This is a genomic window from Streptomyces sp. NPDC107500, from assembly GCF_055582785.1.
The window spans coordinates 352,789-366,602 of record NZ_JBVJPF010000010.1 but is presented as its reverse complement, the minus strand read 5'-3'; the positions used below and the strand labels follow the sequence as shown (position 1 = coordinate 366,602).

Sequence of the window (13,814 nt, the reverse complement as noted above, 5' to 3'; positions counted from 1 at the left end):
CAACGGCCTGCAATCACTCCTCAACAACCCCGACATCACCAGCCGCCTCAACGAAAACCACCTCCAAACACTCCGCAACGCCCTCAACACCTTCACCCGCGACACCACCACCGCAGAAACTCATCCGCCGCAGACAGAACCCGGCCCTCACCAGGAAGGAACCCGTCCCGAAACCAGCCACGACGAAACCAGCCACGACGACACGGTGCTCCGCCCGTCGCAGCACCGTCATCCGCTCTCCGCCGACCAACTCGCCGACCTCGCCCTGCGCGCCAAGGTGCGAGCGGTCAGCGCGACGGTCATCCGCCCCGGCGACGACAGCTCCGTCCTCTCCCGCGACAACCTCACAGCAGCCGACTGCGTCACCCTGCTCGAATCACTCGCCCGCGAGCTATACCCCCGCGCCGAACTCGACCGCGCCCTCTCCCGCCCCGCCTACCACAGCGGCATCCGCCCCGCCCGCACCGTCGACGACTCCACCCTCGGCACCCACAACACCGAACAACGCCTCGCCCACGGCCCCGGATGGCACACCATCACCTCCTGGACCGACCTCACCACCGCCCTCACCAAACAGGGCCCCGGCGCCTCCGCACTCATCCTCCAACAACGCCAGAACACCTACGGCCACGCCTTCGCCCTCTACCACCAGGGCAACGGCAAAACCCAATGGCTCGACCTCCAACACGACAACGGACTACGCCCCCCACCCACCCACGACGCCGCACCCCACGTCCGCGCCGTCATCATCGACCCACACGGCCAAACCGTCCACGTCCCCCAAAGCCTCCCCACCTTCACCGCCTCCCACTCACCCCTCGCCCACACCGACCTCCCCACCAACCACCAATACCGCGGCATAGGCATCGAAATCGAACGATCCAATGTGATGCTCCGATCGCCGCGGGGGACTGCGCTGCTCCACGGCGACATACTCGCTTCGGACGGCGCCGTCCATCTCACTTCGGAAGTCGTCGTGGACGACGCTCCTTTCCTTGAGATCGTCACCAAGCCCATCGCGGTGCATCCGGAAGAGACGACGTCCTCCCGTCGCATGAACAAGGATTCCGTCTTCCGGTCTCTCGCCCTGCTCGAACAGATCATCGGCACGGGCAGCCGAGACAGAACGACGCCGTTCACTCAGGTGGTTTCCCACATCGGCTACGCACCGAACGCAGCGTTCCACGACGTGCTGTTCCGGCGGCTGAGCCCTGCACTCGCTGACGAATATTTCACTCAGTTCACTGTCGGCGTGCCACTGTCCGGGGTACATGACTTCATCCTGGGCTATGCGAAGAGTGCCTCAGAACTCATCGTCCAGGAGCAGACCCTTCTCGGCCTGGAGGCAGCGGCCGGCTTCGCCCGTCATCTGACGGCGAGGTATCTCGCGGTTCGCAACCAGCTCCCCGGTCCCCTGGCCAACCCCGAGGTCACGCTGGCGGTCACCGATGACATCGATCTCCGCACGATGAAATCCATGCTGACCGTGGTGTTCAGCCAGGCCATCTCGATCGTGCAGTTCCACGGGGCTCAGCACCCGTCGGCACGCTGGTTCAAGAGCTATCTGCCGGTGGCATCCCGTCATCATCCCTGGCTGCTGAGGCAGGCCCTTCAGCCGGCCGCGCGGACCTTCCTCACGACGAATGCGTCCTACGTCCACGAACAGTTCACCCATTTCGCTTCCTTCGCGAATGAGGGATTCGCCAATCCGCTCTCAGCCCGGATCGACACACGCGGCAGGACCGTCCGTGACTACCTGAACGACTTCCTCTACGACTACCCGGCGCCCAGGATCAGGCAGGAGGACCTGGAGATCGGTTCGGTGCTCGAGCAGTTCGACACGAACCCGAGGCCTGATGGACGGGCAGGACTGCGGCTTCCCCTGGCCGTCTTCGAACTGCGACACCTCCCGGCGCCCGAGAACCTGCGGGAACTGCGGCGCGACTACGACAAGCTCGAGCAGACTGTCCGCTCCCTCTACGACCAGGAGCTGAACAGGAGCCGACTCGGAACGCAGCATGCATGGCAGCAGTTGCGCCTCCTGCAGGGTTTCGCCAACAACCCCTGGGTACGGCAACTGGACCAGATGCTCGCGACCGCCGCCCAGCTGAACATGACGGGGCCCTTCCGTCTGTGGGACAACGAGCTGATCCCCCACGACAGCACCGCGGACCTCGTCAAGGGCGTACTGCTGAGCCAGGGCGCCGATCTCCGGGTGGACCATAACGAGGCCGCGCGCCTGGCATCCCGGTCCGCACAGGTCCTGGAGGGGTTGTACAAACGGCTGGACATATTCTCCTCCGCCATGGCCTACGAAGGCGGATGGAACGAGAACTTCGGCCAGTGGCGGGTGCTTTACCAGCAGAACAGGTCCCTGCTGAGTGCGCTTGCCCCGTTCTCGCCCGCTCTCGTGATCAACGACATGATCACAAGCTGGCACGAGGAGATGCGCCAGCACCCCGCATACCGCCCTCATGACATCGCGCTGATCGACCAGCAGGTCGCCGCCTACCGGCAAACCGGGCAGATGCAGTACTTGACCGGTCTGCTCAAGGCACTCGGTTATTGGCTGAACTCGACTGAGCGTTCCGAGAACTTCGTGGATGCCGTCCACGCTCTCCGTCACCAGGTCGCGTATCTGATCGCCACGGCGAACACCGGCACGCCCGCTCCCGCACCCACGCAGGCCGGCCCTTCGCGGTTCGCGCCGCAGCAGGCCGGTGGCAGCGGGTACCGCCGCTACAACGCTCCGCCGGAGAGCACCGAACCCGACGCCCCCCGAAACGACAACCCCGGACCCGAACCCGACTTCTACACCGAGCCGCAGGGACCTTCGGCGGATGCCGCCCGATCCCTCATCGACATGCCGGAAGCAGTGGAGCGGCCGATCGCCGCGCGCAACACCCTCACCGCTCTGCTGGGCCGGATGCTGCTCCACACCGAGGTACAGCAACGACTGCTGGACTCCGGTGCACGGGTGACAGTGCTCCCCCGCGGCGTCAGGACCGCCGATCTGCCCGGCCTCGCCTCATACGGCGACGATCACCCACGCGGCCTCGTCCACCACCAGGAAACCGACGGCACCCCCGCCCCCACCGCCGTCATCGCCGAAGAGAATCTCCTCGGCGAACACCCCGACACCCCCGGACACATCGCCTACCCCGACGGATACTCCACCGCCGTCCACGAACTCGCCCACCTCATCCACGACCACGCCCTCACCCCCCAACAACAAACACACCTCGAAACCCTGCACACAACCCGCCACAACACCCCCAACGCCCCCTGGCCCGACGGCACACAACCCGGCAACTACTCCTCCACCAACGCCCACGAATACTTCGCCCAAGCCACCAACACCTGGTTCAACGCCAACCACGGCCACGACCCCATCACCGGCGAACCCCGCAACAACGGACCCCAATGGCTCCGCGCCAACGACCCCGAACTCGCCGCCCTGCTCACCGACACCTACGGCGACCCCACACAACACCCCCTCCCCCCACTCAACCCCCGCAACGCCACCGACCGGGAAGCAAGGCTGTGGGAAGACTTCCGCGCCACAGTCGACGCGGAGCCCGTCCCGGTCCCTGCCAGCGACGCGACCGGATCCACCGGTGCGCAGGGTGCCCGGACCGAGGCTCAGCAGGACAGCTCCCTGGCCGGCGGCCACAGCGCCGAGGATTCAGGACGGGCGCAGGTACGGCCGGTCGCGCCCGAGCCCGTGGTCGTGTCCGAGGGGGACAGCGGGCCCGCACACCACGGTGACCACGGCGGCGGGCGCGACATCCCGGAGGCGAACGGCGTCCGGCCCCCGGCGGTCTCCCACTCCCTCAGTGACTCGATCTTCGACGCCCTCGTGGCCGAGTCGGGCCGCCCGGACGACGGGAGTTCGGAGGGGGGCCAGGCGGATCGGTCCAGCACCTCCGACGCGTCCGTCTCCCCAGCGTCCCGACCGCAGGAGACCCTCACCCAGGTGGAGGAAGCCTTCTACACGGTGTCACCCGATCTGAACGGGCTGGTGCGTCGTGTCCAGCGCGCCGCAGACGATCCGGTGGACGCCGACGAGCCCCTGGCACTGCGCGCGCCGGACGGAAATCTGCGCCCCGACGCGGTCGGTGAGATCCAGGCGGGTGCGGAGACGTTCAGGAGCGACCTGAACGTCGCGAGCAGGAGCGGTGGTGTCTTCCCGGCCGCCGACGTGACTCCCGAGGACCTGCGGGAACTGCCGGCACAGACGCTGTACGACTACCCGGAGATCGCCACCCATCTCCACGGTCTCGACCCGGACCTGTCGACCGGGGCGCGCAGGCAGCAGATCTCCCATGACGGCGTGACCGCGGAGGTACTGCGTGGCCGCGTCAACGACCCACTGGTGGAGCCCCGGGTCGAGGTGTTCAAGGACGTCGTGTCCGCCCTGCGCACGGCCGGCTACGACGTTCCCTCCCGGGTGAAGCTGCACGTGCCGCGCTACACCCGGCGGGTCGATGTGGTGAAGGACGCGCACTCGGGCGACATCTCGCTGTCGGCAAGATCCGTTACCCCCACCCTGGACGACGATCTCCTGGCTGCCTTCTCGGCACCCGACGCGTTCCTGATCACTCCCCTGTCGGTCCGTCCGCACTCCGTCGGACACTCTCCCGACCCGGCCAGTTCCGGCGTCGGGGACATCCTGGAGGACCCCAACTTCGCGGCGGTTCTGCACGAGGCCATGCACTGGCTGCACCACGCCAACAACCCGGTACTGCACACCGATCTCGTCGAGACCGAGTTCGCCACCCCCGAGGTCCAGGCACTCGCCGCCAGGGTCAGTCCGTACGCGGGGTCGGACCCGGCCGAGTTCGTCGCGGAATACGGGCTGGGTCTGGTCCTGGGCCGTACCTACGAGCCCCCCGAGACCGCCGCCGCCCTGCATGAGTTGTATGTGAGGCTCGGTGGGCCGGTGTCGGAGACCGGCAGCCTGCTGCCCTTCCGTGCTCCGCAGGGGGAGGCCCTGGAGTTCCTCACCCGCGAGGTCTCCCAAGTGCTGTCCGAGCGGGGGTCGGTGCTGCGGCCGGACTCCGCTCAGATCCTCGCGGCGCACCACGCGCTGTCCCCGTTCGAACAGTGGATCAATCTGCCCGACCGGGCTCGTGCCCTCGCCGACGTACTGGACCCCCCGGAGGATGGTCCCGGGGGGACGAAGACGACACCGGACGCGCCCCGGCCGGGCGGCGACGGGAGCCCCGACGCTCCCCGACCGGGTGACGGCGGAAGGCCCGACGCCGAGTCTGACTCCCCCCGCCCGGACGGCGACGGCAGCCCCGGCTCCGGCCCGGACTGGTACACGGGCCATGACCTGACCCCGCCGGTCACCCACTTGGACGTCACGGGGGACCCGGTGTCAAGGCCGGAGGCCGCGGCCGGGTCCGCACAGAACCACCTGGTGCGGTCCGCCTTCGATGTGAGGCGGACCGCCGCGGGCGGCGACACCGTCACCGATCAGACCGTCCGGGTCCGTCTCTCCCCCGACGACACCGTGTCGGCCGGGGACCTCGTCGCCCTGTGGGAGCGCGCTGGCGACGGTGTGCGGGAGGTGTTCAACGCGCCCGGACACCGGCTGCCCAACGGTGACCTGCTCCGTATCACCTTGGAGCGGGACGATTCCGACGGCGCGCATCTGACGGTCGTGGTCTCGGACGGGCAGAGCGGTCTGCTCCGGCGGCGCTGGCCGGTGGACGCCTCGCGGACGGAGCTGGCGCACGAGATCGGCCGTCAGCTCGGCCTGCGCGACGAGTACCGGGACACCGCGTCCGGGCACCGCCCGGGCGTGGCGGGCAGCCTGACGGGCGATGTCCCCGCCCCGGCCGTCGACGAGCTGGTCCAGGGTGGTCTGCGGGAGCGGCATCTGCGGTTGCTGGGTGCCCTGATCGGCGAGTACGGACCGCCTCGTACGGACGAGGCCGGGCCCGTCGGCCGCCATGTCCACCTGGGCCTGTCCGAACAGAGCCGACTGAGACAGACGTACCACCGGGTGCCACCCGCCGTCGAGGGGCTGGTACGGCGAACACCGCTGCCGGAGGAAGTCCGGCTGAGACCGGAGGATGTCCTGACGCGGCGTCAGCCGGACGGAACGCTCGAACCCGGCGCGGTGGCCCAATTCATCAGGGTGAACTCGGATTTCGAAGCAGCACGACGTGCAGTCGCCGACAGAGGCGGCGTGCGTGTGCGTGATCCCCTCGGGGGCGATCCTCCCGACGTCGCGCGTCTCCTGGCTCACGCGCAGAAGTACCCGGAAGTCGCGTCGTACGTCCGCGGCACCGACTGGGCATCCACGGGCAACTCGCGAACCGCGGTGTATGACGGGACACGATTCCATCTCGTCGGAAGACGTACCGTAGACGCATCGCTCGCGCCTCGGATGAACATCCTCGAAGCCGCCGCGACAGTGATGAGATCCGCAGGGTTTACCCTGCCGCCCCTCACTGTTCATCTGCCACTGTACACCAGAAGAGTGACGGTGGTTGGGCCGAACGGGGCAGGTGTGACCGCCACACCCGTTCACTGGCACTTCGACAAGGAACCCGTCAGTGGTTTCGTGGCTCCGGACACCCTGTTCCTGACCCCGCTGGCGACTCTTCCGACCCCTCTCGTGCAGGAGGAGATCAGCCCGGACGGTCTCGGTGCCGGCACCGGCTCACCGGCGCTGGCAGGCGTGGTCCGGGATCTCGTACGTCTGATGCACCACACGAACGACCCCTCGCTCCACTCCGATCTGCACGGCACCCGGTTCGCCGACCCGCTTGTGCGTGAACTCGCGGGACTGGTCAGCCCTCTGGCGCAGGGCAGCCCTCTGGACTTCGTGGCGGAGTTCGGGCTGGGCCTTGCCCTGGGAAAGCGGTACGAGTCGGAGGAGACCGCGCGCGTCTTACTCGACCTCTACGGAAGGCTGGGCGGCCTCCTGCCCGGCCCGGCGACGCCCGCGTCCTCATCACCCGAGGCGGGCTCCCTCCCCGGCGACGGCTTCCTCGGCCTCGAGCCGGTCGCCTCCCCCGCGCACCGCGCCGAGGTCGACAAACCGCTCCCCGCCCTCCCCGACAAACCCCTTCCCGACAAGCCTCTTCCCGACCTCCCCGTCGCCGAGGAGGCAGCGAGTGCCGCGGCGGACGGCCCGCTGCCGCCGGTGGCCGAGGCTCCGCCCCGCCCACCGGCGCGTATGACGGTCAACGGTCAGATCGGGGGCGCCGACCGCGTCCTGCCGGCCGAGAGCGCTGTCGGCGCGCTCGCGGACGGGCTCGTGGCACACCTGGAGGGCGTACTGAGCCGGACCGAACGCGAGGCGCTGCGGTCGCACTGGGAGCCCCAACTGCGCAGGGAGATCTGGCCGTCGTTGTCGGCGATGACCCGCGGTGAGGTGCGCACCCTCACCATGGACGCGCCCGGCTTCCCCGACCAGATCTCGGTGCGGGCCAGGGTGACCGGGGCGGAGACGGTGGGCTCCTTCGGGAACGTCGAGTTCGAGGACGGGAGCGAGTCCTTCATACGGGACGGGTTCCAGCGCGACGTGCGCCGGGCCTTCACCGTCGGCCTGCTGGTGAAGGGCAAGGCGGCCGAGCAGACGGATCTGACCGGATACCTGTCCTCCAACTGGACCCGCGCGGAGTCCCACCGCATGGTCTCCAGTGGCCGGCTGTTCAGCCGCACGAAGACCCCGGAACCGGCCCTGGCCGTCAGGACCGAGGTGGAGTTGGAGTTCGAGTTCGGCGGGCGGGTGCCTCCGGTGAAGCTGTCCGCCACGGTCCCCGTGGCCACCGGGGTCGGTGAGGTCCGGCCGCTGTCGGAGGTGCCCGGTGCCGGCCACTACCTGCCGCCGGCCCGTATCGTGCAGGCCCTCGCGCTGGGCGGCATGGACACCGTGCGCGACGTGTTCCTGGTCGACGCCGACGGCGGGCGCACCACGGGCGCGCTGCACCGGGTCCTGCTCGGCTCACCGGCGGATCCCTCCTCGCTGGAGCACTACGGCAGGCGGCTCTTCGGCGACGACTGGGGCACCGTCCGGACGCTGGTGGTCGACCGGCTCGGCCGGCTGGACGTCCTGCAGTACGAGCTGAAGGGTCTGACGGCGGGCGAGCCCCTGGAGATCGACCTCGGCAAGGACCGGGGGGCGCTGCTGGTGTCCGCCGAGATCACGTCGTTGGAGCACGTGCGGAACACCTCCAGGACGGAGTTCAACACCGGTTCGGACGTCACCCGTGTCTACTCCGACGCGGACGGCTCCGACCGCAACGTCCGCGCGGCGCTGCATGCGCAGAGCGGCGACCTGCACGCCGGTCCGACCACCCTCAGCGGCCTGGTGCACGCCGAGTACGACCGCGAGGGCATGCTGATCGGGCAGCAGTCGGTGCGGACCGGCGCGGCAGTGAAGATGAAGGTGCCGGGCGCCGTTTTCGACGGTGTCGCCACCCTCTCCTTCGTTCACCGTGCCGCTCCGGACGGGGACGGAAGCAGCGCCTCCCGGGGGGTTCCGTCGACCGCGCCGGCGCGCGGGGCGCGGACCCGGATCGGGTTCGAGGTCCTGGTGGACGCGGCGGACGCCCGTCCGGTCGCACAACCGGCCGGCTTCTCCGCGGCCGAGCGCCCGGAGGGACCCCGCCGGATGACGGGCCCCTCGCTGGAGGCGGGCGACACGGCATGGCGGCCCATGTCCGCCGTGTGGGACGGCCTGCCCGGCCGCGCGGTCGTCCTCGACGTCCTGGCCGGTGAGGACGCCGAACCCGGTGCAGGCAACCTGCCCAGGCCGGGCGCGCTCGTGGACGGACTCGGCCGCGCGTACTTCGGTTCCGAGTGGGGTGCCGCCCGTCCGACCGCCCGCGACATGGTGACCCGGGAGCAACTCGCGACACACCTGCCCCGGATGACACGGGGCACCACCGTGCGGAGCACGCCGCTCCCGACGTCGCACCGCCCCGACGCCCGGCTCGCGCTGAACGGCCGGCTGGAGTCGCTGGAGTACCTGCGGGTCCTGGACGCGGCGGAGCTGAACCTGCTCCGTGACCTCACGGACGAGTCCGGCACCCGGCTGGGCTCGGCCGTCACGGAGGGCCTGTGGCTGCAGGGCGGCGCGCAGCCGGACGTCACGCCCGACGTCTCCGTGGGCCTGCACGCTCCCGGCGGAGGTGTCGCCCACCGCCACCGCACCACCGACGGGACGTCCGGCGGCCACAGCGGCGTGGCCAGTGCCAAGTATCCCGAGCCGATGGTGGCCTACATCGCCACCGCGAGCGTCGAGGCCGTCGTCGGGCGGACCGGGGAGTTGAGAGCGGAGCGCGGGCGGACCCAGGTGCGTTTCGTCGTCACGATCCCCAAGAGCCACGCCGAGAGCTTCGAGGTCGGGCCGGAAGACGCCGGCAGTCACGTCTTCGCGGCGCCGTCACCGGCGCCCGCGCGGGAGTCGGCCGCCGCGGGTGAGTCAACCAGCGCGGATGAGTCGGTCACCGCGGATGAGTCGTCCCGCACGCACGAACCGGCCACGACCACCGACCACCACGCCACGCCGCGGGAAGCGCCCGGGACGGACCCGAGGCCTCTGATCGCCGACCCGCCCGTCGGCCCCCCGGCTCCCGGAGCCGGCGCCGTGCCCGTGCGGCAGGCGTCGGAAGCCGGTACGCCCGTGCGCCCCGCCCCGCTCGTCTTCCAGCCGCCCGCCCGCGTCACCGAGGGCGGCCGGATCGGCAATGGAGACGTCGTACTGGATCTTGCCGGTGATCCGGTCATGACGGAACTGGGCAGGCGGTTCTCCGGGGTGCTCGGTGAGCACTGGGGGACGATCGAGTCCCAGGCCGGCCAGTTCTTCGACCGGGACGCGCTGCAGCCCCGGACCGCGGCGCTGACGGCCGGCGAGAGCTGGGGAGGTGTCTTCAGAGGCGGCCCGTGGACCGCCGACATCCGCGTCACCGCGGCCCGGGCGGAGATGAGCCGGTACCGGGGCGTGGAGAACGAGTTCGAGTTCGAGCAGGGCTCCGAATCCCTGTCATCGGTGAGCAACAACAAGGAGACCGCCGTACGCCGCTCCCTGTGGCAGCGGTTCACGGTCAAGGCACCGCACGTGTCGGTCGTCCTGGGTCACACGGCACACCGGGAGGCCCAGGACGGCCGTGACACCGACGCCCGCGGCGGCGTCGTGACCAAGAACAAGACGGTCGAACCGGCCGCCCTCTTCGACGGCAGGCTCACGTACACCGTCACGGTACGGCTTTCACACACCCTGCCGGGAAGGGGCACCGAGGCGATCAGGTTCTCCGTCGACGGCGACGGGCAGTTCGCCTTCCCGGTCCGGGACCTGCCGGTCGATCCCGCGACCGGCGAGGCGCCCGCGCCGGCAACACACTTCCGCGTCCCCGACCGGATCTCGATGACCCAGCGCCTGGGCGCCGAGGACGTCGTCCTCGACGTGCGTCCGCTGGGGAACCGCCCGGACCCGCTGACCGCCGGGAACACCTCCGGCACCCATCTGGTGGAAGACGTACTGCGTCAGCTGGACGCCACCGGTCCGAAGGTGTTCGGCTCCGAGCGGGAGTGGCGGACGGCGCGGGCGAAGCTCATGGAGCGCCTGCCCGGATCGGAACTCCATCGCCGGATGCGGTCCATGATGGCGGGTCAGCCCTGGGTGGTCCGGGTGAGCGGCCGTGAGCTGGCCATCTCGGCGAGTGTGCTGGAGATGACCCACGCGGCCAACACCAAAGCCACCGAGTTCCATTCGGCCACCGTCGACATCGCCGGGACCGGGCATGCCGACTCCCGTCCGCACGGCCCGCAGATCACGTCCCAGGGAAACAGTCTCACCGTTGTCGGCACCTCCGATCCGATCGGCTCCGCGCCCGCCCAGATCTTCGCGGGCGGCACGTTCGCCCACACCACGCAGGTCGAGGACTTCGTGGAGACCTCCACCGCCGTCCGCTCCGCCACCGGGACCAAGACCAAGGTGCCGGGCAGCGTCTTCGACGGCGTGGCCCGGCTGCGTCTCGAGTTCCGCGACCGCTGGCGGCCGTGGGGACGGAGCGTGGACACCCGTGTCCCGGACGGCACCCGCGAGGAACAACGGCTCATCAGCCGCCTGCGCGACCAGGTCGCCGCCGTCCGGGACCGAAGGCACTCCGAGGAGGCGCACGCCCAGGAACTGCGGGAACGCATCCGCGCCGCGGACGCCGCACCCGTGCACGACGCGAACGCCCCGGACCAGGCCGGCAGACAGCGACTGGAGACGGAGTTGCACCGCACCCGTCTCCGGGCCGAGCGGCTGGCGGAGAGGGAGAGGCAGGCCGTCGCCGCGTTCGACGAGGCACTCGGCGCCCAGACCGATCGCGTACGCGCGTCGGCCGCGGCGAAGTCGGCCGCGGCCGGGGAGGGCGGCTCCCCCTCCATGACCAGGCGCGCCTTCGGAGTGCGGGTTCGCACCGTCGGCACGGCCGACGTCGGCTTCCAGGCGCTGGTGCCGACCGCGGACGCCGTGCCGGTCCCCGAGGCCGGGCAGACCCGGTTCGACGCCCGGCGGTCCGGGACCACGCCTCCGCCTCCCGCGCCGGACACCGACCGCGGCGGCCGTGCGGTGCCCCGGCCGCCGCGGTCGCTGTGGAGCCGGGGCATGGCGGACGGCCAGCTCGTACGGGACCTGCCGGACGTCGGGTCGCTGCGCAACCTGCTGAGCACCGAGGGCCGCAGGCTGTTCGGGGGCGCCTGGTCCCGACTCACCCCCTTGGGCCGGCCGCGCGGTGAGTCGGTGATGGCGGCCTTCGACAAGGGCCGCCTGATGGCCGCGCTGCCGCACCTGACGCGCGGCGGTGAGCTGCGGAGCGAGTCGTTCCGGGTGAACGGCCGGCAGGCATGGGTGTCCGTCAGGGCGGAGCTGCTCGACCTCACGCACACGCGTCCCGAGCCGAAGGCCGAGGTGGTCCGGGCCGATGAGAAGTCCGCCCAGTACGGCCGGCGCAGGCTCCGGTCGCACCAGTACGTGCTGGTCAACCAGCTCGGTGCGCTCGCCGGAGACACGGTGAGCAAGATGGGGGCCGGACTGACCTTCGGCGGCGGGTTCCGCCATCGGATCAGGGCCGACCGCGCCCGCGGCGGACGCAGCTTCGTCAACGCCAAGATCCAGACGCCGCTGGAACACTTCGACGGTCACGCGCGGTTCACCTTCACCTTCCACCGCGGCGGCAGGGACGAGCAGGTGGCCGGTGTGGTGCCGGTCAGCCTGTCGGTGCCCGCCTCGCAGATCACCGAGTACGTCCCCGGCCCGGCCGGGGACAGCGGAGCGGCCGTACCCGCCCCGGCCGAGGAGAGAGCACCGGCCGTACCGGGCCCTTCCACCACCGGGACACCCGGCGCCCCCGGCCCCGTGGACAAGGGCAAGGGCCGCGTCCACGTCCGGGAGGGCGACCGCGACGACGAGGCAGCGGTCGACGCGGGCGCCGCGCTCACCGAATCCCGGCGGGCATGGGACCGGGCCGAATCCGTCCTGGCCGATGTGGTCCGGCGGGCCCGGCAGGGGGTGGGCACCTCCACCGACCTGGCCGGCGGCACGTACGAGCGGGCCCGGGCCGAGGCCGTACGCGCTCGTGCGGACCTCCAGGAGGCCGAGCGGCACTGGTTCGAGGTGACCGGCGGGGAACCGCTTCCGCGGGTGCGGCCCTACGACGGTCCCGGACTCGGCGGCGGCTACCTGCCGGACCTCGCACGTCTGATGACCGAGGCTGCGGAGGAGGACATGGGTTCCGGGACGGTTCCCACCGGTGCCCAGGGCGTCGTCACCTCGGTCCAGCGGGTGCCGCCGGCCAGTCACCTGGTCTTCGAAGCGGAGGGAGAGAGGCAGTGGGCCCTGATTCCGGACGGGCACGACCTGTCCGTGGCCCACTGGGTCAGCCGTCATCTGTCCGCCCAGGACGGGCCCGTGGACGGTGACGGGACGAGGAGCGGCGTCGTCCGCGACATGGAGACGGAGCGGACCGCTCTCGACCAGGCCGTGGCAGCCGCTTCGGAGGAACCCGCGCTGCGCCTCGCGCTGACGCGGCAGCGGCAGACGCTCGCGGAGGACTCGGAACTGTTCCGCGAACTGGCGCGGCGGCCGGAACTGGTCCGGCTCCAGCCGTCCCAACTCGCCGTGGTCGTCATGGGCGAGCGCCGGGCTCTGCGCACCGGGGAGGACGACCTGCGGGAACTGATCGGGAACCTGCGTCGGGCCCAGGGCGAGTGGAGTTGGGCGCGGGCTTATCGGGGCGACTGGGACGGCGCTGCCGGAGGAGACGGCTGGGCGGATCTCGTCGCCGGCACGCACGACCTCCTCAGGCACGGCATGTCGCTGACGGTCAACGTGCGCCTCGACGCCTCGACGCCTCGACGGCGGACGGCAGGACCGTGCTGGACGCCTTCACCGACGGCGACCGGCTGCTTCGCAACGTGTGGGAGACCTATCCGGGCGCTTCCGATCTCGCTGCCCGCGGCCCGGTCGAGGAGTCGCTGGGATACCCCTCGACGGTGAAGCGGACGGCGGAGAACTCCGGGATCTACCCGTCCGGTCCCGCCGGTCCCCGGCGGTTCGCCCCGACCGCCGCGGACCGGGCCGAACTGCCCAACTACGCCGCCCTCACGTCCAGATATCTGCCGCGCGCCGCGTGGGCGTACGGGGACACGGTCCTCCATCTCCGGCCCGAGGTGAAGCAGCGGGCCACTTTCACCCCGCAGGACAGCTACGAGGGAGAGGAAGGGGCGCTGCACCTCACCGGCGCCTCGAACCTGCTGCCCCTGCTCAATCACGGGGTCGACAGCACCGTGCGACTGGCGTT

Annotated in this window: 2 protein-coding genes; one reads left to right on the top strand and one right to left on the bottom strand. The window is 70.7% G+C overall.

Features of this window, described 5'->3' with window-relative positions; translation table 11 throughout:
• Positions 1-13: 13 nt before the first annotated feature.
• Positions 14-196, bottom strand: coding sequence for a hypothetical protein (locus ACZ67M_RS35345; protein ID WP_469854100.1), 183 nt, complete (start codon positions 194-196; stop codon positions 14-16).
• Positions 197-205: 9 nt separating this feature from the next.
• Between ACZ67M_RS35345 and ACZ67M_RS35340 the strand changes: the two genes are divergently transcribed.
• Positions 206-13,510: a toxin glutamine deamidase domain-containing protein gene (locus ACZ67M_RS35340; RefSeq protein WP_469854099.1), complete on the top strand. Its 13,305-nt coding sequence runs from the start codon at positions 206-208 to the stop codon at positions 13,508-13,510.
• The last annotated feature ends 304 nt before the right edge of the window (positions 13,511-13,814 follow it).